The 24626-nt window shown below is 72.1% G+C and carries 17 protein-coding genes; 8 read left to right on the top strand and 9 right to left on the bottom strand.

The window, feature by feature from the left end:
• Positions 1-22: 22 nt before the first annotated feature.
• From OOJ98_RS03950 to OOJ98_RS03940, 3 genes are all read right to left on the bottom strand, one after another.
• Complete coding sequence (locus tag OOJ98_RS03950; RefSeq protein ID WP_267053207.1) at positions 23-2470, bottom strand: ABC transporter permease; 2448 nt, start codon at positions 2468-2470, stop codon at positions 23-25.
• A gap of 715 nt (positions 2471-3185) precedes the next feature.
• Positions 3186-3992, bottom strand: coding sequence for an ABC transporter ATP-binding protein (locus OOJ98_RS03945; protein ID WP_267053206.1), 807 nt, complete (start codon positions 3990-3992; stop codon positions 3186-3188).
• Positions 3993-4150: 158 nt separating this feature from the next.
• Positions 4151-5296, bottom strand: a complete 1146-nt coding sequence (locus OOJ98_RS03940) for a PP2C family protein-serine/threonine phosphatase (RefSeq protein WP_267053205.1) — start codon at positions 5294-5296, stop codon at positions 4151-4153.
• Between the two features lie 117 nt (positions 5297-5413).
• Between OOJ98_RS03940 and OOJ98_RS03935 the strand changes: the two genes are divergently transcribed.
• Positions 5414-6643: a GNAT family N-acetyltransferase gene (locus tag OOJ98_RS03935; protein ID WP_267053204.1), complete on the top strand. Its 1230-nt coding sequence runs from the start codon at positions 5414-5416 to the stop codon at positions 6641-6643.
• On the opposite strand, the gene OOJ98_RS03930 is transcribed toward OOJ98_RS03935, so the two are convergent.
• Positions 6631-7440, bottom strand: coding sequence for an Fpg/Nei family DNA glycosylase (locus OOJ98_RS03930; protein ID WP_267053203.1), 810 nt, complete (start codon positions 7438-7440; stop codon positions 6631-6633). The two genes, OOJ98_RS03935 and OOJ98_RS03930, sit on opposite strands and share 13 nt — an antisense overlap.
• 9 nt (positions 7441-7449) lie before the next feature.
• A complete protein-coding gene (locus OOJ98_RS03925; RefSeq protein ID WP_267053202.1) occupies positions 7450-7938 on the bottom strand; it encodes a ribose-5-phosphate isomerase in 489 nt (162 codons plus the stop codon).
• Between the two features lie 180 nt (positions 7939-8118).
• Between OOJ98_RS03925 and OOJ98_RS03920 the strand changes: the two genes are divergently transcribed.
• The gene (locus tag OOJ98_RS03920; RefSeq protein ID WP_267053201.1) at positions 8119-9588 is read left to right on the top strand and encodes an amino acid permease; all 1470 of its coding nucleotides are present in this window, start codon (positions 8119-8121) and stop codon (positions 9586-9588) included.
• A gap of 70 nt (positions 9589-9658) precedes the next feature.
• Here the strand turns inward: OOJ98_RS03920 and OOJ98_RS03915 are convergent, their stop codons facing one another.
• Positions 9659-10618, bottom strand: a complete 960-nt coding sequence (locus OOJ98_RS03915) for a threonine/serine dehydratase (RefSeq protein ID WP_267055502.1) — start codon at positions 10616-10618, stop codon at positions 9659-9661.
• Between the two features lie 155 nt (positions 10619-10773).
• Positions 10774-11358 (bottom strand): biotin transporter BioY, encoded by a 585-nt coding sequence (locus OOJ98_RS03910; protein ID WP_267053200.1) that lies wholly within the window; start codon positions 11356-11358, stop codon positions 10774-10776.
• Positions 11359-11615: 257 nt separating this feature from the next.
• On the opposite strand from OOJ98_RS03910, the gene OOJ98_RS03905 reads away from it, so the two are divergent.
• The 3 genes from OOJ98_RS03905 (at position 11616) to OOJ98_RS03895 (ending at position 15366) form a co-directional block, all read left to right on the top strand.
• The gene (locus OOJ98_RS03905) at positions 11616-12983 is read left to right on the top strand and encodes an amino acid permease (protein ID WP_267053199.1); all 1368 of its coding nucleotides are present in this window, start codon (positions 11616-11618) and stop codon (positions 12981-12983) included.
• Positions 12984-13133: 150 nt separating this feature from the next.
• Positions 13134-14543: an amino acid permease gene (locus tag OOJ98_RS03900; protein ID WP_267053198.1), complete on the top strand. Its 1410-nt coding sequence runs from the start codon at positions 13134-13136 to the stop codon at positions 14541-14543.
• A 181-nt stretch (positions 14544-14724) separates the two neighbouring features.
• The gene (locus OOJ98_RS03895) at positions 14725-15366 is read left to right on the top strand and encodes a superoxide dismutase (RefSeq protein ID WP_267053197.1); all 642 of its coding nucleotides are present in this window, start codon (positions 14725-14727) and stop codon (positions 15364-15366) included.
• 489 nt (positions 15367-15855) lie between these two features.
• Here the strand turns inward: OOJ98_RS03895 and OOJ98_RS03890 are convergent, their stop codons facing one another.
• Positions 15856-16506 (bottom strand): DsbA family protein, encoded by a 651-nt coding sequence (locus OOJ98_RS03890; RefSeq protein WP_267053196.1) that lies wholly within the window; start codon positions 16504-16506, stop codon positions 15856-15858.
• A 180-nt stretch (positions 16507-16686) separates the two neighbouring features.
• On the opposite strand from OOJ98_RS03890, the gene pepN reads away from it, so the two are divergent.
• Both pepN and OOJ98_RS03880 read left to right on the top strand, forming a co-directional pair.
• Positions 16687-19266, top strand: coding sequence for an aminopeptidase N (pepN, locus tag OOJ98_RS03885; RefSeq protein WP_267053195.1), 2580 nt, complete (start codon positions 16687-16689; stop codon positions 19264-19266).
• A 152-nt stretch (positions 19267-19418) separates the two neighbouring features.
• Positions 19419-20462, top strand: a complete 1044-nt coding sequence (locus OOJ98_RS03880) for a hypothetical protein (RefSeq protein WP_267053194.1) — start codon at positions 19419-19421, stop codon at positions 20460-20462.
• A gap of 65 nt (positions 20463-20527) precedes the next feature.
• Here the strand turns inward: OOJ98_RS03880 and OOJ98_RS03875 are convergent, their stop codons facing one another.
• Positions 20528-21001, bottom strand: a complete 474-nt coding sequence (locus OOJ98_RS03875; RefSeq protein WP_267053193.1) for an NUDIX hydrolase — start codon at positions 20999-21001, stop codon at positions 20528-20530.
• 223 nt (positions 21002-21224) lie between these two features.
• Between OOJ98_RS03875 and OOJ98_RS03870 the strand changes: the two genes are divergently transcribed.
• A complete protein-coding gene (locus tag OOJ98_RS03870) occupies positions 21225-24554 on the top strand; it encodes a S8 family serine peptidase (RefSeq protein ID WP_267053192.1) in 3330 nt (1109 codons plus the stop codon).
• Positions 24555-24626 lie beyond the last annotated feature (72 nt).

Here is a 24626-nt window from a genome sequence, read left to right as displayed (position 1 = left end):
GACTCTACGGCGGGCCCCGGGCTCATTTCAGCGCCGCCCTGGCCGGGAGGGAGGTCGCGACGAGGCCCAGGACGAGGACGGCGCCCGCGAACGAGCCGTACAGGAGCGGCGGTATGTAGGGGTCGCGGCCGGTCAGGCCGTTCACCATGGGAACGAGGGTGGCCAGGGCGATGGCGCTGCCGATGACGACGCCGGCCGCGACCACCAGGAGCGCCTCCCAGCGGATCATGCCGAGGACTTGGCGGCGGGTGGTGCCGATCAGGCGCAGGGTGCCGAGTTCGCGGCGGCGGTCGAGGACCGTCATCACCAGGGTGTTGACGGCGGCGACGGCCGCGAAGCCGCCGAGCACCGCGGCCATGACGGTGTTGGCCCAGGCGTTGACCTCGCGTTCCGTGCTCTGCGCGGTGGCGTAGCCGGCGGCGTCGGTGACCCGGCCGAAGGCTGCGAGGGGGCCGGCGGCGGCGGGGGCGGCCCGGGTGAGCAGGGTGGTGGGGTTCGGGGCGCTCAGGTGGGTCGTCAAGTCGGCCTGGGGGAAGGTCGTTCGGGCGAGGCCGAGACCGCGGTCGTAGGTGGCCACGACCTTCGGGGCGGCCTTGGCGCCGTCGGGCAGGACGAGCGCGAGGCGGTCTCCGGGGCGTACGTGTGCCGCGGTGGCGAGGGCGGTGTCGACGGCGACCGTGCCCGGGACGAGCGCGGTCAGGGATCCGGCGCGCAGGCCCAGGTCCTGGACCTCGGCGAGGTCGGCGCCGGTGCCGGTGACGCCCTGCGCGGAGACCTCCTGCGGGGTGTCGCCGGAGCCGGCCTTCGGGACGAGGACGGAGCTGCGGGTGAGGCCGACGGCCTTCTTGACACCGGGGGTGGCGGCGGCGCGGGCGACCGCGTCGAAGGGCAGGCCCGCCGGGTCGGTGACGACCTGGTCCGCGATGATGCCGGCCCGCTGCTGATCCTCGACGGCCCGGTCCTCGCTGGTGTGCATGAAGACGAGGACGGACGAGAAGGCCATGGCGAGCACGATCGGAGTGATCGCCGAGGCCAGCCTGCGGGCGTTGGTACGGGTGTTGGCGGCGGCCAGTGAGCCGGGGGCGCCCGCCGCGCGCAGCGGAAGCCCGAGGAGGGCGGCGCAGCCGCGGGCGATCAGCGGTCCGAGCAGGCCGACCGCGACCATGAAGAGCATGACGATGCCGAGCGCCGCGTTGGCGGCGTTCTCCCCGGTCTCGGATGCGGCGAGCCCCGCACACGCGCAGCCGCCGATGGCGGCGAGGACGCCGAGCGGCGTACGGATCCAGCCGGGGCGCAGCCGTTCCGCCGCGGACTCGGCGAGCGCCTGGCCCGGCTTGATCTTCGAGGGGCGGCGGGCCGCGGCGGCCCCGGCGCACAGGGCGGTCAGGACGGTGGCCGCGACGGCGATGAGCAGGGGCAGCGGGGTGATCGAGAGGTCCACGGCCGGCGGGATCGCGCCCTTGTCGCGGAGCTGGCCGAACCACCAGGTGGCGAGGGCGACTCCGGGCAGACAGCCGAGCACCCCGGCGAGCGGCGCGACGAGCAGGGCCTCGGTGGCGATGGTGCGGCGGATCTGCCGCGGGGTGGCGCCGATGGCGCGCAGCAGGGCGTACTCGCGGCGGCGCTGGCCGACGGAGAGCGCGACGGTGCCGGCGGCGGTGAACACGGCGACCATCGTGGCGACGCCGCCGAACGAGCCGCCGATCCCGATGAGCCCCTCCTTCGCCTCGGCGAGGCTCCTGTCCTCGACGGTGGCCCGGTCGTCGCCGGTGTGCACGAGTGCCCGCCCCGCGAGGGCGTGCCGTACCTGGGCGGCCAGGGCGTCGGTGGAGGTGCCGGGCCGCGGGAGCACGGCGATCGCGTCGATCCTGCCGGGGTGGCCGGACAGGGCGCGGGCGTCGGCGTCGTTCAGCCAGACGGCGTCGGTGCCGGGGGCGCCGGCGGTGCCGGAGATCCTGAACTCCCGTGTGCCGCCCGGGGTTTCGAGGGTGATCCGCTCCCCCACGGTGCCGCGCGCGGTGACGATCTCGCCGGGGCGGGGCGCGGCGCCGGAGCTGGGCTCGGTGCCGGTGAAGGCGGTGGAGGCCCAGGTGTACGCGGTGACGGGCGCGCGTCCCTCGCCCGTGCGCACGGGGATGCCGAGATCGGCGATGGCCGCGGCGGCGCCGGGTGCGGCGGCGACCTGGGCGACCAGGGAGCCGTCGACGCGGGCCCGGTCGGGCAGGGCGAGCGCCTCGTCGTCCCGGTCCTCACCCGACCCGATGGTGTACCGCAGGTTCTGATCGGCGGCGACCACGACGGGGGCGCCGGCGTAGCGCTGCGGCGGGACGGATGCGGTGATCCCGGTCGCGAGCAGCAGCCCACAGGCGGAGACGATCATCGCGGCCATGGCCAGCGCGACGAAGGTCCCGCCGAACGCGGAGGGCCTGAACCGGATCGCTGCGCGGGCGAGGCCGTTGGGGACGTACACGGGGCTCCTACGGAGGGTGATGGGACGGACGGGGTTCGGGGCACACCCCGGGCCGTTCGGTGCCGGGTGCCCCATGTCTTTGGGGGCGCGGGGCTGTGCCGTTTGCGCGGCTCCGCCGCGGTGGGCGCGGGTCGCGGGCTGCGGCTCCGGGTGCCCTACGTATTTAGGGGCGCGGGGCTGCAGTCTTTGCGCGGCTCCGCCGCGGTGGGCGCGGGTCGCGGGCGTCGACGCCGGGTGCCCTACGTATTTAGGGGCGCGGGGCTGCAGTCTTTGCGCGGCTCCGCCGCGGTGGGCGCGGGTCGCGGGCGTCGACGCCGGGTGCCCTACTAGGGGCGCGGGGCTGCAGTCTTTGCGCGGCTCCGCCGCGGTGGGCGCGGGTCGCGGGCGTCGACGCCGGGTGCCCTACTAGGGGCGCGGGGAACTGCGCGGGTGCCCCAGCACGGTCCGCAGACGAAAGCCGGGCCGGGGTTGCTGGGGCTCCGCCCCAGACCCCGGGGGATGCCCCACCCCGCCCCTTCCCGAAACCCTCCGGGGGTTAGGAAACGGGCTGAGGTCCAAACCCCTGGGGCTCCGCCCCAGACCCCGTTCGCGCCCGAAAGGCGCTCGTCCTCAAACGCCGGACCGGCTGAAGAGGCCGGGGCTGAGCGCCCTGCCAAGGGGGTGCCCACCCAGGGGCGCGGGGCACCGCGCAGAGCGGCGGCCTCGCGGCGTGCGGCTAAGCTGCCGCCCTCAAAGAGCCCCGCGGGGACAGCGCGGCCATGCGCTCGGCGATCCGCCCCGCCGCCCCGCCCGGCACCGCGTCCACCACCGCCCCGTCCGCCAGGAACAGCACCCGGTCCGCATGGGCCGCCGCCACCGGGTCGTGGGTGACCATCACCACCGTCGCGCCGAGGGAGTCCACCGCCCCGCGGAGCAGCGCGAGCACCTCCCCCGCCGTGGTCGTGTCGAGCGCCCCCGTCGGCTCGTCCGCGAAGATCACGTCCGGCTCGGTGACGAGCGCCCGCGCGATCGCGACCCGCTGCTGCTGGCCGCCCGAGAGTTCGCCGGGGCGCCGCGCGCCCTTGCCGTCCAGGCCGACCCGGGCGAGGAGCTGGGCCGCGCGCCGCCGGTCGGGCCGGTCACCGGCGAGCCGCATCGGCAGGAGGACGTTCTGCTCGACGGTCAGGGAGGGCAGCAGGTTGAACGCCTGGAAGACGAAGCCGAGGCGGGAGCGGCGCAGCTCGGTGAGCTTGTTCTCGCTCATGCCGGTGATCTCCGTGCCGCCGAGCCGTACCGACCCCTCCGTGGGCCGGTCGAGCCCCGCCGCGCACTGCAGAAACGTCGACTTGCCGGAGCCGGACGGGCCCATCACTGCGGTGAAGCTGCCGCGGGGCAGCGCGAGGTCGATGCCGCGCAGGGCGTGCACGGCGGAGGCGCCGCGCCCGTACTGGCGGCGTACCCCGCGCAGTTCGACGGCCCAGTCGTGGCCGGGCGCCGCATCCGCGTTCGCCCGCCGGCTGTTCCTGGACCGTCGCAGTGCCATGGCCCCTGCCTTCCGCTGGTTCGTGGCCGGCGCGCTCGCGCCGACCCTTCGAACCTACGGATCGGGGCGGGGCGGGGGCCATGGCGGAACCTGGTGGATCAAGGGTGGGGCTGCCCCCACCCCGGCTCGGCCGCCCCCACCCCGGCGCTCGTCGTCGGTCAGGCGTCGCGCCGGATCAGCAGCAGCGCGCGGTCGTCGTTCACGTCCTTGGCCACCGCCTCGATCAGGTGCCAGGCCGCGCCGCCGAAGCCCGTCGAGACGTAGCGGTCGGCCTCGCCGGTGAGCCGGTCGATGCCTTCGCTGATGTCGCGTTCGGAGGTCTCCACGAGTCCGTCGGTGAAGAGCATGAGGACATCGCCGGGGGCGAGGGAGCCCTTGGAGGGGTGGAACTCCGCGCCGTCGTACACGCCGAGCAGGGGCCCCTCGGCGGCCTGTTCCTGCCAGCGGCCGGACCCGGCGTGGAGCTGGAGCGCCGGGGGGTGGCCTGCGGAGAGGAGTTCGTAGTCGCCGGAGTCGAGGTCGAGTACGAGGTGGATCGCGGTGGCGAAGCCCTCGTCCCAGTCCTGGCGGAGCAGGTAGCCGTTGGCGGCGGGCAGGAAGGCGTGCGGGGGCAGCGAGCCGAGGAGGCCGCCGAAGGCGCCGGAGAGCAGCAGGGCGCGCGAGCCCGCGTCCATTCCCTTGCCGGAGACGTCGGTGAGGACGACCTCCAGGGTGCGACCGCCGCCGGTGCGCGCGGCGACGACGAAGTCGCCGGAGAAGGACTGGCCGCCCGCGGGCCGCAGCGCCATCTCGCGGTGCCAGCCCTTGGGGAGCTGGGGCAGCGCGCTCTGGACGCGGATGCGTTCGCGCAGGTCGAAGAGCATGGTCCCGCCGCGCCGCCAGGGCACCCCGACCCGCGCCCTGAACTGGGCGATGAGCAGCCCGAAGAGGCCGCACGCCGCCACCACGAGGACGATTCCCGGGGTGACCCGGGAGGGCCCCGCGGTGTACGGGCCGAGCCGGACCGACTCCACGATCAGGGCGGCCGCGGCCGCCGCGTACAGGCCGAGCAGGTTGGCGGGGCGCAGCAGCAGGCCGCCCGCCACGATCGGCAGGACCAGCGCGGAGGGGGCGCACCACACGGGGGCGAACAGGGTGGCGCAGGTGATGGCCGGGACGGTGAGGAGCAGGCCGGCCAGGGCGATCCAGTCGGAGCCGTCGCCGCGGAAGTAGTCGACGCCGGATCTGCGCACCGCGGTGCGGACCCGGTGCAGCGCCTTGCGCCACCGGGCGCTGAACGAGTCCGCTCTCATCGCACGTGCCATTGCCGAGGACCCTATCCAGCCGGTGGCGCCGCGCGCAGGTGGCCCCTGACGCCGGACCCGGACGGGCCGCCGGAAATCCGTTCGCCCGCGCGGTGTGCTCCCTGCTAGTCATGGCATATGACGATCGAACTGCGCGCTCTGGATCCGGCCGAGTGGGACGAGTGGTACGGCACCCTCGTGGTCGCCTTCGGGGGCATTCCGGACGCCCCCGAGGAGGTGGAGCTGTGGCGCGAGCTCATCGATCCCGGGCGCTCGATCGCGGGGTGGGACGGCGCGCGGTGCGTCGCGGCCACCAGCACGTTCGCGTTCCGTCTGAGCGTGCCCGGCGGCGCCGTCGTGCCGGCCGCGGGCGTGACCGGCGTGGGAGTGCTGGGCACCCACCGCCGCCGCGGCATCCTCACGTCGATGATGCGGCGCCAGCTCGACGGCCTGCGGGAGCAGGGCATGCCGCTGGCCGTCCTGACCGCCTCGGAGCCGGCCATCTACGGGCGGTTCGGGTATGGCATCGCCACGATGGCGCTGTCCGCGGAGATCGACACGGCGCGGGTGCGGCTCGACGTGCCGCCGGGCACCGACGACGTACGGCTGCGGTACGTGACGGTGAAGGACTCCCTCGCGGCGTGCGAGGAGCTGTACGCGCGCCTGGTGCCGCACCGCCCGGGGATGCTGGCCCGGCAGCCCGGCTGGGACCGGTTCGTCACCGCCGACCCGGAGTCCTACCGGGACGGCGCCTCACCGCTCCAGTGCGTCCTCGCCGAGCGGGACGGGGAGCTCGTGGGGTACGCGCGGTACCGGGTCTCCATGAAGTCGGGGGCGACGGGCGTGGACGGCTCGGTGTCGCTGAGCGATCTGGACGCGGTGGATCCGGCGGCGTCCGCGGCGCTGTGGCGCTATCTGTTCGGCATCGACCTGACCCAGGTCGTCAAGGTGCAGGACCGTCCGGTGGACGACCCGGTCCAGCACCTCGTCTCCGATGTCCGCCGGTGCGGGATGCGGCTCCAGGACCGCCTGCATCTGCGCCTGGTGGAGGTGGGCGCGGCGCTGGAGGCGCGGACGTACGCGGCGCCCGTCGACGTGGTCTTCGAGGTCGAGGACGCGTTCTGTCCGTGGAACGCGGGCCGCTGGCGGCTGACCGGCGACGCGAAGGGCGCGTCCTGCGTACGCACCGAGGACCCGGCCGAACTGGCGCTGTCCGTAAGGGAGTTGGGCGCCGCCTACCTCGGTGGGGTCACGCTCGCCTCACTGGCCGGCGCGGGCCGGGTGCGGGAGCTGCGCGCAGGGGCACTGGCCGAGGCCTCGACGGCGTTCGGCAGCGACAGCGCCCCGTGGCTGCCTCACGGCTTCTGACAGCGGGGGCACCAGAACAGGTTGCGGGCGGCGAGGTCCGCGGTGCGGATCTCGTCGCCGCAGATGTGGCAGGGCAGGTGCGCCCGTCGGTAGACGTACACCTCGCCGCCGTGGTCGTCCACGCGCGGCGGGCGGCCCATCGCCTCGGGGGTGTGCTCGGGGCGGACGGTGTCGATGCGGTTGAGGCGGACGCCCTCGCGCATCAGCTCCACCAGGTCGTCCCAGATGGCGTCCCACGCGGCGCGGGTCAGGTCCTTGCCGGGCCGGTAGGGGTCGATGCCGTGCCGGAAGAGGACCTCGGCGCGGTAGACGTTGCCGACGCCCGCGACGATCTTCTGGTCCATGAGCAGGGCGGCGATGGTGGTGCGGCTGCGGGAGATCCGCTGCCAGGCCTTCTCGCCGGTGTCGTCGGCCCGCAGCGGGTCGGGGCCGAGCCGGTCGTGTATCGCCTGCTTCTCGCCGTCGGTGATCAGCGCGCACGTCGTGGGCCCGCGCAGATCGGCGTACGCGGTCTCGTTCACCAGCCGCAGCCGCACCGTGTCGGTGGGCGGCGGGGCCGGGGCGTCACCGAAGCCGTACTTGCCGAAGAGGCCGAGGTGGATGTGGATCCAGCCCGAGGGCCCGAAGCCGAGGAAGAGGTGCTTGCCGTGGGCCTCGGCGCCTTCCAGGACCTGGCCGTCGACCAGGGCCGCGCCGTCCGAGAACTTGCCCTGGGGGCTGGACGCGCGCAGCGGCCGGCCGCCGAACCCGAGGTCGTGGTCGGCGGCCAGGCGGTGGATGGTGTGGCCCTCGGGCATGGGCCCTGATCAGCCCTGCTGGGGGTGGTGGGCCGGGATCTCGGGGAGCTTGCCGGTGGTCTCGTACGCGGTGAGCATCTCGATGCGGCGGGTGTGGCGCTCCTCGCCCGAGTACGGGGTGTTCAGGAAGATCTCGACGAACTTGGTCGCCTCTTCCTCGGTGTGCATCCGGCCGCCGACGGAGATCACGTTGGCGTTGTTGTGCTCACGGCCGAGGGCCGCGGTCTGCTCGCTCCAGGCCAGCGCCGCGCGGACGCCCTTGACCTTGTTGGCGGCGATCTGCTCGCCGTTGCCGGAGCCGCCGATCACGATGCCGAGCGCCTCCGGGTCCGCGGCCGTCTTCTCGGCGGCCCGCAGACAGAACGGCGGGTAGTCGTCCTGGGCGTCGTAGATGTGCGGACCGCAGTCCACGGGCTCGTGCCCGTGGGCGGTGAGCCACTCGACGAGGTGGTTCTTGAGTTCGAAGCCGGCATGGTCGGAGCCGAGGTACACGCGCATGTACCGAGTGTGGCATGCGCGACGCTGGGCAGGGCTGAGCGGGGTGGAGTCCATGGTCCCGGCGGCTCGGGACTTCCGTCCCGTCTAACGATCCGGATTCAGGCCTTCCGTCCCGAAGCGGACCAGGTTTGAATACCCGGGCTCGTGACCCGAGTGCTCCGAAGACGTAAGGAAGCGTTCATGACCTCGCAGCCGTCCCTTGCGAAGGAAGACCGCGTGCCCGGTGAACCCGGTGATGCGCAGGTGCCCGACAGCGGCCTCAAGGCCGGTCTCAAGAACCGCCATCTGTCCATGATCGCCATCGGTGGCGTGATCGGCGCCGGCCTGTTCGTGGGCTCCGGCTCCGGCATCGCCGCGGCCGGCCCGGCCATCCTGCTGTCGTACGCCCTCGTCGGCGTGATGGTGGTGTTCGTGATGCGGATGCTGGGCGAGATGGCCGCCGCGCGCCCCTCGTCGGGCTCGTTCTCGGCGTACGCGGACCGCGCGCTCGGCCGCTGGGCCGGATTCTCGATCGGCTGGCTCTACTGGTTCTTCTGGGTCGTGGTGCTCGCGGTCGAGGGCACGGCCGGCGCGAAGATCCTGCACGACTGGGTGCCGGGGGTCCCGCAGTGGGGCTGGGCGCTCATAGTGATGCTGGTCCTGACCGCGAGCAATCTGGCCTCGGTCTCCTCGTACGGCGAGTTCGAGTTCTGGTTCGCCGGGATCAAGGTCGTCGCGATCGGCGCCTTCGTGATCATCGGTCTGCTCGCCGTCTTCGGCGTGCTGCCCGGCTCGGACAACCCCGGCGCGGGCTTCGCCCACCTCACGGACTCGGGCGGCTTCTTCCCCAAGGGGTACGGCGCGATCCTCACCGGCGTCCTGATGGTCGTGTTCTCCTTCATGGGCTCCGAGATCGTCACCCTGGCGGCCGGCGAGTCGGAGGACCCGCGCCGCGCGGTGACGAAGGCGACCAACAGCGTGATCTGGCGGATCGCGGTCTTCTACCTCGGTTCGATCTTCGTGGTGCTGACGCTCCTGAAGTGGAGCGACCCCTCGATCGTCGCGGACGGCTCCTACGTGGCGGCCCTGAAGACGATCGGCATCCCGCACGCCGACCAGATCATGAACGTGATCGTCCTGACGGCGGTCCTGTCCTGCCTCAACTCCGGCCTGTACACCGCTTCCCGCATGGCGTTCTCGCTCGGTGAGCGCGGCGACGCGCCGAAGGCCTTCGCCCGCACCAACAAGCGGGGCGTGCCGCAGATCGCGATCCTGTCCTCGGTCGTCTTCGGCTTCGTGGCGGTCTTCTTCAACTACAAGTGGCCGGACACCGTCTTCGCGTTCCTGCTCAACTCCTCGGGCGCGGTGGCCCTGTTCGTGTGGCTGGTCATCTGCTGCACCCAGCTGCGGATGCGCGGGATCATCCTGCGCGAGCAGCCGGAGAAGCTGACGGTGAAGATGTGGGGCTTCCCCTACCTCACCTGGCTGACCATCGGGATGATCTCCTTCGTCCTCGTCTACATGCTGTTCGACAAGTCGGGCCGCGAGCAGGTGCTCCTCTCCCTGCTCGTCGCGGCGATCGTCATCGTCATCGCGGTGGTGAAGCAGAAGGTCCTCGCGGGCCGCGCGGCCTCCCCCGCCGAGGTGCGGGACGACGTCTCGGCGGCCTAGCCGCCGAAAGCAGCCGGCCCGGCGGGGGATTCCCCCGCCGGGCCGAGCCGTACCATCCGGGCCGGCCCGGTCAGCGCAGGCCGAAGCTCTCGGCCCAGGCGTTCACATCGGCAGGTGCCGCGTTGCCGCCGCAGACCACCAGGCCGAGCCGCGCGTCCTGGCCGACGCGCTCCCGCACCCGGCGTGCCGCGGGCAGCAGGCAGCCCGCGGCGGGCTCGGCCCAGACCTTGGCGTGCTCGGCCAGATCGAGGGTGCCCTGTACGGCCTCGGCGTCCGTCACCGTGAGGACCTCGGTGACCAGGGCCGCGACATGCTCGTATGTGAGCGGTGAGGCGCTGGGAGCACTCAACGTCGAGACCACCGAGGACAGTTCGACCGGTACCGGCCCTCCGGCGGCCAGGGCCTCCGACATGGCTCGCGCCCCCTCGGTCTCCACACCCCAGATCCGTACGCCGGGGCGGCGCGCGTGCAGTGCGGTGGCGACGCCGGAGATCAGTCCCCCGCCGCCGATGCTGACCAGTACGTCCGTGAGCTCCCCGGCGTCCTGCGCGAATTCGAGTCCGACCGTGCCCTGGGCGGCGATGACGACGGGGTCGTCGAAGGGGTGGACCAGGGTGAGCCCCTTGGTGGTGAACTCGTCGACGAGGGCGAACGCGCCGTCCATGGTGTCGGCGAGAACGACGCTCGCCCCGGCGGCCTCCGCGATGTCCACGGCGCGGCTCGGTGCGGACCGGGGCATGACGACGGTCGCCTCGATGTCCAGGGCGCCGGCCATGACCGCCACCGCGATGCCGTGGTTGCCACCGCTCACCGCCACGACCCCGGCGGCCCGTTCGACCCGGCCGAGCCCGAGCAGTTTCGCCGCCGCGCCGCGCACTTTGAACGAGCCGGTGCGCTGCAGGAGCTCCAGCTTCGCCGTGACGGGCGCGCCGAGGAGCGCGGACAGCCCGGGACTCGGCACCGTCGGGGTCCGGACGACATGCCCGGCGATCCGCTCGGCCGCGGCTTCGACGTCCGCGACAGTGATCAGCACATTCGCCTCCGTTGCAGGATCCGGCCCACGATGACCGGACCCACATCATCCCCCGGCACGGCGGCGCGCGGCCTCGGCAGGTGCCCGGAGGGCGCGACGACGAAGGGCCCGGCGGATGCCGGGCCCTTCTGCCGTGTACGGGTGCCGGAGGGTCAGCCCTTGCGGCCGACCAGCTTCCACGCGGCGGGGAGGAGACCCATCGCGAGGGCGGCCTTCAACGCGTCGCCGATGAGGAACGGCGTGAGGCCGGCCGCTACCGCGGCGGTCAGGGACATGCCGGTCGAGGCGGCGAGGTAGGGCACGCCCACCGCGTAGATGATCGCCGAGCCGAGCACCATCGTGCCCGCGGTGCGCAGGACCGAGCGGTCGGCGCCGCGGCGGGCGAGGGCGCCGACGACGGTGGAGGCGAGCAGCATGCCGAGGACGTAGCCGAACGAGGCGCCGCCCGCGCCGGAGGTGCCGCTCGCGAACCACGGCATGCCGGCCATGCCGACGAGGGCGTACAGGGCGAGCGAGAGGAAGCCGCGGCCGGCGCCGAGGCCCGCGCCGACGAGCAGGGCCGCGAAGGTCTGGCCGGTGACCGGGACGGGCGAGCCGGGGACCGGCACGGCGATCTGCGCGGCGATCCCGGTCAGCGCGGCGCCGCCGACGACGAGCGCGATGTCCCGGGTACGGGAGGCGGGCAGCAGGTCGGCGAGGACCGATCCGGTACGGGGGGCGGCGGACGCAGTGCTCATCGGGACTCCGGCAGGTGGTGGGGCGGAACGTGGTGGGGACACCGTGACGTTAGCCCACGGAATCTCGCTGGATCACCAGCAGCCGCCCACAAAGCGGGTGTTGGAGCCTTGGTGGGGTCCGGACAAAGGACCGGGGTTAAGGCGCCGGCCGGCGTGACCCCCGTCACTACGCCGATGTGCTCGGCTGCCCCTTTTGCGCCCGGGGGCGCGGCTGGGCGAGACTGTAGGTTCCCCATAAACCGAACGATACGAGCACCATGCACGAGCCCTTGCCCGCCGAACCCCTCTCGCACGGGCTGAAGCAGCGCCATCTGACCATGCTCGGCCTCGGCGGGGTGATCGGTGCGGGGCTCTTCGTGGGGTCGGGTGCCGGGATCGCGGTGGCGGGGCCCGGCATCGTCGTGTCGTATCTGATCGCGGGCGCCATCGCGATGCTGGTGATGCGGATGCTGGGCGAGATGTCGGCGGCGATGCCGGCGTCGGGCTCGTTCTCGGTCCACGCGGAGCGGGCGCTCGGCCGGTGGGCGGGGTTCAGCGTGGGCTGGCTCTACTGGTTCCTGCTGGTCGTGGTGCTCGCCGTGGAGGCGACCGGCGCCGCGAAGATCGCCAACGGCTGGGCGCCGGGGGTGCCGCAGTGGGCCTGGGTGCTGATCTTCATGGTGGTGTTCACGGCCGCCAACCTGGCCTCGGTGAAGAACTTCGGCGAGTTCGAGTTCTGGTTCGCCGCCCTGAAGATCTTCGCGATCCTCGCGTTCCTGGTGCTGGGCCTGCTCGCGGTCTTCGGGGTGCTGCCCGACACCTCGGCGGTGGGCCTGTCCAACCTGACCGGGCAGGGCGGCTTCCTGCCGGCCGGGGTGAGCGGGGTGGTCTCCGGGGTGCTCGCGGTGATCTTCGCGTTCGGCGGCCTGGAAGTCGTCACGATCGCCGCCGCCGAGTCCGACGACCCGGTGCGGGCGGTCGGGCGCGCGGTGCGCAGCGCGGTGTGGCGCATCCTCTTCTTCTACGTGGGCTCGATGCTGGTCATCGTCACGCTGCTGCCGTGGACGTCGATGAAGCCGGGCCAGAGCCCGTATGTCGCGGTGCTCGACTCGATCGGCATCCCGTCGGCCGGGCAGATCATGAACATCGTCGTGTTCGTGGCACTGCTCTCCGCCCTCAACGCCAATCTGTACGGCTCCTCGCGCATGATCTTCTCGCTCGCCGAGCGGGGCGAGGCGCCGCGGGGCCTGCTGAGGACCGCGGGCGGCGGGGTGCCGCGCCGGGCGGTGCTCGCCTCGGTGGCGTTCGGGTTCGTCTCGGTCCTGCTGAACCTGAAGTGGCCGGACTCGGTGTTCCTCTACATGCTCAACGCGGTGGGCGCGGTGCTCCTGTTCGTATGGGCGCTGATCGCCCTGTCGCAGCTGCGGCTGCGCCGTCGCATCGAGCGCGAGGCGCCCGAGACGCTGACGCTGAAGATGTGGGCGTTCCCGTATCTCACCTGGGCGGCGCTCGCCGCGATGGGCGCGGTGCTCGTGCTGATGCTGTTCGACTCCTCGGCCCGGCCGCAGGTGCTGTGGTCGGCGGGGGCGACCGCGGTGGTCCTCGCGGTGGCAGGGGTACGGGAGTTGCGCACGCGCCGCGTGTGAAGGTCGCGTAAACAAAACGCACGGGAGCCTTCACTCTGTGTGAGTCGAGTGTCCGCATAGCGGGCGGGTGTTCCCTCTGAGCGGGGCCGCCCTAAGACTGTGGGCCCGTGCCGCCGCCCCGGTGGATCAGCTACTGAACAGGGCATGCCCATGTCTCGGACAACCGCGCCCGTGCAGGACGACAGCCGGCAGCAGGCCGACTCTCCGCTCACGCACGGTCTCAAGCAGCGCCACCTGTCGATGATCGCCCTCGGCGGCGTCATCGGCGCGGGCCTGTTCGTCGGCTCCGGCACCGCGATCGCCGCGGCCGGACCCTCGATCATCCTCGCCTACGCGATATCCGGCGCCCTGGTCATGCTCGTCATGCGCATGCTGGGCGAGATGTCGGCCGCCAACCCCGCGTCCGGGTCCTTCTCGGTCCACGCCGAGCGGGCGATGGGGCCGTGGGCCGGGTTCACCGCGGGCTGGGCCTTCTGGTTCCTGCTGTGCGTGGCCGTCGGCCTGGAGGGCATCGGCGCCGCGGGCATCGTGCACGGCTGGCTGCCGGGCGTGCCGGAGTGGGCCCTGGTCGCCGTGTTCATGCTGGTCTTCTGCGGCACCAACCTGGCGGCCGTGAAGAACTTCGGCGAGTTCGAGTTCTGGTTCGCCGCGCTGAAGATCGGCGCGATCGTCCTCTTCCTGGCCATCGGCGTCCTCGCGATCACCGGCGTCCTGCCGGACACGAGCGCCCCGGGCCTGACCAACCTCACCGGCCACGGCGGCTTCATGCCCAACGGCAGCGAGGGCCTCATCGTCGGACTGCTCGCCTCCGTCTTCGCGTACGGCGGCCTGGAGACGGTCACCATCGCGGCGGCCGAGTCCGAACACCCCGTCCAGGGCGTCGCGAAGGCCGTGCGCACCGCGATGTGGCGGATCGCGATCTTCTACGTCGGCTCGATGGCGGTCGTGGTGACACTGCTGCCGTGGACCGGCAAGGACATCGTCGCCAAGGGCCCCTACGTCGCGACCCTCGACTACCTCGGCATCCCGGCCGCGAGCCACATCATGAACGTCGTGATCCTGGTCGCCCTGCTCTCCGCGATGAACGCCAACATCTACGGCGCCTCCCGCATGGCCGGCTCGCTCGTCTCGCGCGGCCAGGGCCCCAAGGTGCTCGGCAAGGTCTCCGGCGGGGTGCCCCGCGTCGCGGTCCTCACCTCGTCCGCCTTCGGTTTCGTGTGCGTGCTGCTCAGCTACTGGCGTCCCGACGACATCTTCCAGTGGCTCCTGAACACCATCGGCGCGATCATCCTGGTCGTCTGGTTCTTCATCGCCGCGTCGCAGCTGCTGCTGCGCCGCCGCACCGAGCGCGAGGCCCCGGAGAAGCTCGTCGTGAAGATGTGGCTGTACCCGTGGCTGACCTGGGTCGCGCTGCTCGCCATGGCCGTCGTCTTCGTCCTGATGGCCCGCGAGGACGGCACCCGCGTCCAGCTCTACTACACGGGCGGGCTCACCCTGGTCCTCGCGATCGTCGGCTACATCCGCCAGCGCACCTCGACCGCGGCCCCGATCGACGCCTGACGGAGCGCCGCTCCCCGCCCCAACTGTCCTGCGTTCCCGGGCCCTACGCCCCGGGACGCAGGACTTTTTGCTGAGCCCACATGAGGTCACCCTTACCTGCGCGGGCGCATTGCTGCTGGTAGCGTGCACTTGCACATCAATTGCAATAAGCATTTGCAGTGAGCAGTCGGAGGGCTCGGACATGGCCATTTACACGCTTCCTGAACTTCCGTACGACTACGCGGCGCTCGAACCCGTCATCAGCCCGGAGATCATCGAGCTGCACCACGACAAGCACCACGCGGCGTACGTGAAGGGCGCGAACGACACCCTCGAGCAGCTCGCGGAGGCGCGCGACAAGGACGCCTGGGGCTCGATCAACGGCCTGGAGAAGAACCTCGCGTTCCACCTCTCCGGCCACATCCTGCACTCGATCTACTGGCACAACATGACGGGCGACGGCGGCGGCGAGCCGCTGGAGAAGGACGGCACCGGCGAGCTGGCCGACGCCATCGCCGAGTCCTTCGGCTCCTTCGCCAAGTTCAAGGCCCAGCTGACCAAGGCCGCGGCGACGACGCAGGGATCGGGCTGGGGCGTCCTCGCCTACGAGCCCATCAGCGGCCGCCTCGTGGTCGAGCAGATCTACGACCACCAGGGCAACGTGGGCCAGGGCTCGACGCCGGTTCTGGTCTTCGACGCGTGGGAGCACGCGTTCTACCTTCAGTACAAGAACCAGAAGGTCGACTTCATCGAGGCCATGTGGCGGGTCGTCAACTGGCAGGACGTGGCGCGGCGTTACGTCGCCGCCAAGCAGGCCGGCAACAACCTGATCCTGGCCCCGTAACACCCCGCGCCGCTCCCGGCGCGCCCCGGCGTCCTGCTCGTGATCGTCTTCTCACCCTTCACGTGCGGGCGGATGAAACGAACGGCCCCCGCGAGGACATGACTCGCGGGGGCCGCTCGCGCAGTCCCCGCGCCCCTGGGCGGGCCGCCTTGGCAGAGCGCCCAGCGTGGGCACACCCAGCCCGTCCGGCTGCTCGACCCCGGCCCATGCGGGCCGCCTCAGCCCGACCGGCGATTGAGGACAAGCGCCTCTCGGGCGCGACACGGAGTCTGGGGCGGAGCCCCAGGACACCCCGGCCTTCGACTGCGGACCGTGCCCGCGTCTCGCGCAGTTCCCCGCGCCCCCAGGTGGGCCGGCCTTGGCAGCATGCCCAGCATCGGCAACCCCAGCCCGTCCGGCGTTTGAGGACGAGCGCCCTCAAGGCGCGGACGGGGGCTGGGGCGGAGCTCCAGCGGGGTCGGTCTGGGCGGCATGCTCAGTGGACGTGGGTCAGAGGTTGCTGAAGTCCGGGCCCACCGTGCGGCTGCGCTTGATCTCGTAGAAGCCGGGCGTCGCGGCGACCAGCAGCGTGCCGTCCCACAGCTTGGCCGCGGCCTCACCCTGGGGGGCGGGGGTGACGACCGGGCCGAAGAAGGCGATCTGCTCGCCGTCGGCGCCCGGCACGGCGATGACCGGGGTGCCGACGTCCTGGCCGACCATCTCGATGCCCTTCTTGTGCGAGGCACGCAGCTCGGTGTCGTAGGTGTCCCGGTCGATGTAGTCGATCAGGTCCGCGGGCAGGTCCACGTCCTTGAGCGCGGCGGCGACGGCCTCGCGGGTCACACCGGCGCCCTCGTTGTGGATGCGGGTGCCGAGCGCGGTGTAGAGCTCGCCGACGACCTCCTCGCCGTGCAGCTCGCGCGCCGCGATGACGACGCGCACCGGGCCCCACGCCTTGCCGCCGGGCCGCATGTTCTCGGCGTACTCCTCGGGCAGCTCGTCGAGGCGGTCCTCGTTGAGGACGGCGAGGCTCATCACGTGCCAGTGCACCTCGACGTCGCGGACCTTCTCGACCTCCAGCATCCAGCGCGAGGTCATCCAGGCCCAGGGGCACAGCGGGTCGAACCAGAAGTCGACGGGCGTCTTGGCGTTCTCGGACATGTCTCTCCTCGGGCAACTTCGGGCAGGGGCGGGCCAACAGACCTCTCTACGGGCAAACACCGGCACCCGCCGAAAGCATTCCGCCCCCAGGCGCAGGTGGCCGATCTTCTTTCCGCTCGGCCGCCACCTGCCGGGCATGGGAGGATCGAAGCTGTTCGAACGAGACACAAAGGAGTGCCCGTGCCCGGTGAGAATCTGTCCCGCGACGAGGCCCGCGAGCGGGCCGAGCTGCTGTCCGTCGAGGGCTACGACGTCTCTCTCGACCTGCGGTCCGCCGTCGGGGACGCCCCGGACGGGCCCCGCACCTTCCGGTCGCTGACGACCGTCCGCTTCCGTTCGGCCCGCCCCGGCGCCTCGACCTTCGCCGACCTCATCGCCCCGTCGGTGACCTCGGTGACGCTCAACGGCCGCGCCCTGGACGTGGCCGCGGTGTTCGACGGCAAGCGGATCGCCCTGGACGACCTGGCCGCCGAGAACGTCCTGGTGGTCGACGCGCAGTGCGCCTACAGCCGGACCGGCGAGGGCATGCACCGCTTCGTCGACCCGGAGGACGGCGAGGTCTACCTGTACACGCAGTACGAGCCGGCCGACTCGCGCCGGGTGTTCGCCACCTTCGAACAGCCCGACCTCAAGGCCCCCTTCGTCTTCGAGGCGCAGGCCCCCGACGGCTGGACGGTGTGGTCCAACGGCGCGGGCGGCCAGGAGGGCGACGGGGTGTGGCGCTTCGCCGCGACCGAGCCGATCTCCACGTACATCACCTGCGTGGTGGCGGGCCCGTACCACTACGTCACCGACTCCTACACGCGGAGCCTCGACGACGGCCGCACCCTGGAGATCCCGCTCGGCGCGATGTGCCGCAAGGGCCTCGCCAAGCACTTCGACGCCGACGACGTCTTCCTCGTCACCAAGCAGGGCCTGGACTTCTTCCACGACAACTTCGACTTCCCGTACCCGTTCGGGAAGTACGACCAGGCGTTCGTGCCGGAGTACAACCTGGGCGCGATGGAGAACCCGGGCCTGGTGACGTTCCGCGAGGAGTACATCTACCGCGGCAAGGTGACCCGGGCCGCCTACGAGCGCCGGGCCAACGTCATCCTGCACGAGATGGCGCACATGTGGTTCGGCGACCTCGTCACCATGGTGTGGTGGGACGACCTGTGGCTGAAGGAGTCCTTCGCCGACTTCATGGGCTCGTTCTCGCTGGCCGAGGCGACGCGCTTCACCAACAGCTGGGTGACGTTCGCCAACGGCCGCAAGGCGTGGGCCTACCGCGCCGACCAGCTGCCCTCCACGCACCCGATCACGGCCGACATCCGTGACCTGGAGGACGCCAAGCTCAACTTCGACGGCATCACGTACGCGAAGGGCGCCTCGGTGCTCAAGCAGCTCGTGGCGTACGTCGGCCGGGACGACTTCCTGGAGGGCGCCCGGCGCTACTTCAAGCGGCACGCCTACGGCAACACCCGCCTCGGCGATCTGCTCTCCGTACTCGAAGAGGTCTCCGGGCGCGACCTGGCCACCTGGTCGCGTTCCTGGCTCCAGACGGCGGGCGTCAACTCCCTGACGCCGGTCGCGACCTACGACGCGGGCGACCGGATCACCGAGCTCGCCGTGGTTCAGGAGGCCGCGGCCTCGCACCCCGAGCTGCGTCCGCACCGGGTCGCGGTCGGCCTGTACCGCAACGAGTCGGGCGCCCTGGTGCGTTACGCCCGCGCCGAGGTCGACGTCGACGGCCCCCGCACCGTGATCGCCGAGCTGACCGGTGCCGAGCGGCCCGATCTGATCCTGGTCAACGACGACGACCTGACCTACTGCAAGATCCGCTTCGACGAGGGCTCGCTCACCACGCTCCGCGCCCGCCTCGGTGACATCACCGACCCGCTGGCACGCGCCCTGTGCTGGTCGGCGCTGTGGAACCTGACGCGGGACGGGCTCATGCCGGCCCGTGACTTCATCGCGCTGGTGCTCGCGCACGCGGGCCGCGAGTCGGACATCGGCGTGCTCCAGATGCTGCACGCCTGGACGCAGTCGGCGCTCGTGCACTACGCGGCGCCGGCCTGGCGCGCCGAGGGCGGGCCGCTGCTCTCCGCGGGCGCCCTGCGCGAGCTGCGCCTCGCGGAGCCGGGCAGCGAGCACCAGCTCACCTGGGCCCGCTTCTTCGCGTCGACCGCCTCGTCCGGCTCCGACTTCCAGCTCCTTCAGGGGCTGCTCGCGGGTTCGGCGAAGATCGACGGTCTCGACGTCGACCAGGAGCTGCGCTGGGCGCTGCTGGAACCGCTGGCGGCGCACGGCATCGCCGACGAGAGCGCGATCGACGCGGAACTGGCGCGCGACGACACCGCGTCCGGCAAGCGCCACCATGTGCGATGCCTGGCGGCGCGCCCCTCGGCGGCGGTCAAGGCGCAGGCCTGGGCGCAGGTCGTGGAGTCGGACCAGCTGTCCAACGCCCTGGTGGAGGCGACGATTTCGGGGTTCGGCCAGCCCTCGCAGCGCGAGCTGACCGCGCCGTACGCCGCGAAGTACTTCGAGGCGATCGAGCGGGTCTGGGCCGAGCGTTCGATCCAGATCGGGATGGACGTCGTGAAGGGCCTCTTCCCGGGGCTCCAGGACGACGAGGCGACGCTGAAGGCGACCGACGCGTGGCTCGCCGCGCACGAGGGCGCGGCTCCGGCCCTGCGCCGGCTCGTCCTCGAAGCCCGCGACGACCTGGCGCGCACCCTGCGCGGCCAGGCCTGTGACGCGGCGGCCAGCGCCGGCTGACGGCCCCCCGTCGCCACCCGTTCGGGGGCCCGGTTCGCCGGGCCCCCTGATCGGCACTCGAACGCCCGTACTTTAGGACGGGGTTGTCCGGGTTTGTCGACGGGCTTGTAACAGCGGTTAGCGGGCGGTCCGGCTGCGGAAAACCCTGCGGCATGAACCACAACACCCCGCTCTCCCCCCGCCCCCTGAGCCACCTCACCGACGTACAGCGGCGCGTGCTCTCCGCCAACCAGCTGCGCGCCCACGGCGTTTCGGCCGCACGCACCACCGCCCAGTGCCGGCCCGGCGGCCCCTGGCAGCAGCTCCTGCCGGGCGTGTACGTGCTCCACCCGGGCCCGGCCACCAGCGAGGAGCGGCTGCACGCGGCGCTGTTGTACGCGGGGTGGCCGGCCGCCGGCCGCGCCAAGTCCGTCCCGGCGCAGGGCCAGGTGCACACCGAGCCGCCGGCGGCCGTCGTGACCGGGCTCGCGGCGCTGGCGCTGCACCGGTTCTCCTCCGCTCCCCCGCTGCTCTCGCTCGACCGGATCGACATCCTGGTGCCGCGCACCCGGCGGCTGCGCTCGACGGGCTGCGCCCAGCTGGTGCGGGCGCAGGTGATGCCCGGCGCGGAGATGATCGCGGGGGTGCCGGTGGCGCCGGTGCCGCGCGCGCTCGCCGACGCCGTCGCGGTCCTGGACGACGCCGAGGCCGTACGCCGGCTGCTCACCGAGGCGGTGCGCTGCGGGCACACCGAACCGGCCGCGGTGGTGAGGGAGTTGACCCAGGCGCGGCTGCTGACCCGGGCCCATGTCGTGGACGCGGTGGACGCGCTGCTCGCCGAGGGCCGCTCCATCGCCGAGGACCGTCTGTACGCGATGGTGAGCGGGTTCGGTCTGCCCGCCCCGCTGTGGAACGTGGACCTGCGCCTCCCCGGCGGCCCGCACCTGGGCGGCCTCGACGCCTACTGGCCCGAGCAGGGCGTGGCGGTGGAGCTGGACACCCGGGCGCCGCGGCAGGGCCACGAGGAGGAGGCCGCGCTGTGGTCGGAGTGCAGCCGCAAGCGCGAGGCCCTGGAGCGGCTCGGGATCACCGTCGTGCACATCACGCCGAAGAAGCTCCGCGACAGCCTCGAACAGCAGGCCGCCGTGGTGCGCACCGCCCTGATGGCCTCCGCCGAGCGGGAGCCCGCCGCCTATGTGGTGGTCCTCCCGCGCTGACGCCGGCCGTGGGCGGCGGGCCCTTCGGAGGGGAACGGCCCGCCGTCCGCGACCGGAAGCGCCGCTCAGTCCGCGGCGCTGCGCTGCGCCTTGCCCGTGGCCGGCCGGGTGCGCCACAACTCAAGTCCCACGTCGACGAGTTCGACCCGCTCCAGATCGGTCACGCGCTCCAGGGGGTGCCAGGCCGCGAGGTCGGTGGACCCGTCGGTCTCGTGGCGCAGCTCGCCCCCGGTGATCCGGCCCTCGTACACGATGCGCAGCCCCTGGAAGTCGGCGAACCTGCCGAGCTTGCGCGGATAGCGCCGGTTGATGGAGTCGATGCCGAGCAGCCGGACGGGTTCGACGGCGTAGCCGGTCTCCTCGTCGAGCTCGCGCACCACGGTCTCCAGGGGGTCCTCGCCGTGGTCCATGCCGCCGCCCGGCAGCGTCCACCGCTTGGTGCCGTCCCGGGCCACCCAACGCGCGAGCAGGAGCTCCTGGACCCCGTCCGTTTCCCGTACGCATATGGCGTAGGCCGCCACCCGCAACTCCGTGTTCATTGGGTGAGATTACGGGTCGGTGCGCGCGGGCGGCGGTCTTGGGCACGACGGGTCCGCCGGGGCGTCGTGGCGGGGGGCGCACCCTGGCGGAAATGTGCCATGTGCACATCACGTAACGGTCAACTCTCCACAAACAACAGTCCTATAGGCAATGCTCAGCGGTCATCCGGCACCGAAATACGAACCGTTTTTCACAAGCCGGGTCCTTACCCACTTCACAGGGATGCTGATGACCACTGAATCCCCGCGCCCCATACCCGGGGCGAGACGCACGGCCCGAATAGCGGCGGCGGCCGGCCTGGTGGCCGCGCTCGTCACGGCGGGTGCCGCACCGGCCTTCGCCACCACCGGCGGCGACGGCCCGACCGCGCCCCCGGTGAAGACCGCTCCGGCCAAGACCGCCGAGGACAAGCTCGGCAAGGCCGACGAGCAGCGTCTCGCCGAGGCGCAGGCCAAGGGTGAGAAGAGCGTCACCGTCATGGTGGCGACCGCCCCGGGTGGCACCTCCGCCGTCGCCGGACAGCTGCACGCGGTCGCGGGGGCGACCGTGGGCAAGCAGGACGACAAGCTCGGCTACGTCCGCGCGACCCTGCCGATGGCGAAGGCCGAGGCCGCCCTGAAGGCCGCGGCCAAGCTGCCCTCGGTGCACGGCATCGACCTCAAGCAGGACATCCAGCTGGACGACCCGACCCCGTCGGGCGACACCACGAAGGCCGCCAAGCAGCTGCGGACCTCGAACAGCTACCCCGCGCCGGACAAGAACACCCCCGCGAAGAACCCGTACAACCCGAACTTCGAGACGGGTGCGGTCGACTTCGTGAAGCAGCACCCCCAGGCGGACGGCCGCGGGGTCACCATCGGCGTCCTGGACTCGGGTGTCGACCTCGGTCACCCCGCGCTCCAGAAGACCACCACCGGCGAGCGCAAGATCGTCGACTGGGTCACCGCGACCGACCCGGTGCAGGACAACGACGGCACCTGGCTGCGCGCCAACACCGCTGTGTCCGGCCCGACGTTCACCGCGGGCGGCAAGACGTACAAGGCCCCGGCCGGCTCGTACGACTTCTCCACCTTCGCCGAGAAGGTCACCAAGGGCGGCGACGCGGCCGGCGACCTGAACCGCGACGGCGACACCACCGACAGCTGGGGCGTGCTCTACGACCCGGCCGCCGGCACGGTCCGCGTCGACCTGAACAACAACAACGACTTCTCGGACGACGCTCCGATGAAGCCGTACAAGGACGGCAACCAGGTCGGCTACTTCGGTACCGACAACCCGGCGACCGACGTCGTCGAGCGGGTCCCGTTCACCGTCGAGATCCGCAAGAACGTCGTCTACGACGCGGCCGGGCACACCTCGGACTACGTCAACATCGGCGTCATCGAGTCCGAGCACGGCACCCACGTCGCGGGCATCACCGCCGCGAACGGCCTGTTCGGCGGCAAGATGAGCGGTGCCGCGCCCGGCGCGAAGATCGTCTCGTCGCGCGCCTGCAACTGGGACGGCGGCTGCACCAACATCGCGCTGACCGAGGGCATGATCGACCTCGTCACCAACCGCCACGTCGACATCGTCAACATGTCGATCGGCGGCCTGCCGGCGCTCAACGACGGCAACAACGCGCGCGCCGAGCTCTACAAGCGCCTCATCGACACCTACGGCGTCCAGCTGGTCATCTCGGCCGGCAACGACGGCCCAGGCGTCAACACCATCGGCGACCCCGGCCTCGCCGACCACGTCATCTCGGTGGGCGCGAGCATCTCCAAGGACACCTGGGCCGCCAACTACGGCTCCGGCGTCTCCACCGAGTACCAGATGATGCCGTTCTCCTCGCGCGGCCCGCGTGAGGACGGCGGCTTCACGCCGACGCTGACCGCCCCGGGCGCGGCCATCAACTCCACCGAGACCTGGCTGCCCGGCAGCCCGGTCAAGGAGGCGGGCTACAGCCTGCCGGCCGGCTACTCGATGCTCCAGGGCACCTCGATGGCCTCCCCGCAGGCCACCGGCGCATCCGCGCTGCTCATCTCGGCCGCCAAGCAGCAGGGCATCGACCTGCCGCCGGCCGACCTGCGCACCGCGCTGACCTCGACGGCCAAGCACATCAAGGGCACCCAGTCGTACGCCGAGGGCGCCGGCCTCATCAACATCGTGGGCGCCTGGGACGCGATCAAGCAGACCGCGAAGAAGCACGCCCCGGCCCACGAGTTCACCGTCGCCGCACCGGTCTCCAGCGCGCTCGGCTTCGCCCTGAAGACCCCGAACGTCGGCACCGGCATCTACGACCGCGAGAGCGGCCTGAAGGCCGGCCAGAAGAAGACGTACGACGTCACGGTCGTCCGCACCACGGGACCGGACGCCGACGTCAAGCACAAGCTGTCGCTGAAGAACGACGACGGCACGTTCAAGGTGCTCGGCTCCAAGGAGGTGGGCCTGCCGCTCGGCAAGCCCGTCACCGTCAAGGTGCAGGCGCAGCCGAAGTCCGGCGGCGTGCACAGCGCGATCCTCCAGGTCGACGACGCCAAGACGGTCGGCGTCGACCAGCAGATCATGGCCACGGTCGTCGTCGCGACCCCGGTCGCGGGACCGGGCTACACCTTCTCGGCCTCCTCGACGGTGCAGCGCAACTCGACCAAGTCGTACTTCGTGACCGTCCCGGCGGGCGCGAAGAACCTGGAGGTCCGGATGGGCGCGCTGCGCTCGGGCAGCCAGACCCGCTTCATCTCCATCCACCCCTACGGTGTGGCCCTGGACACGACGTCGACGCCGAACTGCTACCCGAACTACGACAACCCGGCCAACACCTGCCGCCCCGACCTGCGGTCGTACGCCAACCCGCAGGCCGGCGTCTGGGAGATCGAGGTCGAGGCGCGCCGTACGTCGCCGTACCTGGACAACTCCTTCAAGCTGGACGTCTCGGCGCTCGGCGTCACCTTCGACCCGGCCACCCAGACGGTGCCCGAGGCGAAGGCCGGCACCGCGGCCCCCGTGCAGTGGAAGGTCACCAACAACTTCGCCGCTCTGGACGGCAAGCTGAAGGGCGGCTCGCTCGGTTCCGCGAAGGTCGCGACCCCCACCATCAAGACCGGTGAGACGCAGACCAGCACGGTCACCATCGGCGCGGGCGTCGAGCACCTGGACGTCTCCATCGGCGGCACCTCGGACGCGAGCGCCGACCTCGACCTGTACGTCCTCGACCAGAGCGGCAAGGTCGTCGCGCAGGCGGCGACGAGCAGCGCCGACGAGGCGGTCAGCCTGGCCAAGCCGGCCGCGGGCACGTACACGATCCAGGTCGCCGGCTACTCGGTTCCGGCCGGGTCGACGACGTACGCCTACAAGGACGTGTACTTCGCTCCGTCGCTCGGCACCGTGAAGGTCGACGAGAGCAAGACCGTCAAGCTCGCGAGCGGCGCTTCGGCGCAGGTGACGGCGGATGTCGTCGCGGCGGGCGCGGCTCCCGAGGGACGCCAGTTCTTCGGCACCGTGCAGCTGGTCAACGAGCGCGGCACCGCGGCGGGCACCGGCAGCGTGATCATCGGGAAGGTCACGCAGTAACGGCCGCCGGTACGGCCTGAACGACGGCGGGGCGGGCGCTCTTCACGAGCACCCGCCCCGCCTTTCGCCGTA

Origin of the sequence: Streptomyces sp. NBC_00083 (assembly GCF_026343295.1) — a bacterium.
Taxonomy (GTDB): domain Bacteria; phylum Actinomycetota; class Actinomycetes; order Streptomycetales; family Streptomycetaceae; genus Streptomyces.
Note: the sequence above shows the minus strand (reverse complement) of the source record. Positions and strands in the feature narration are given on the sequence as shown.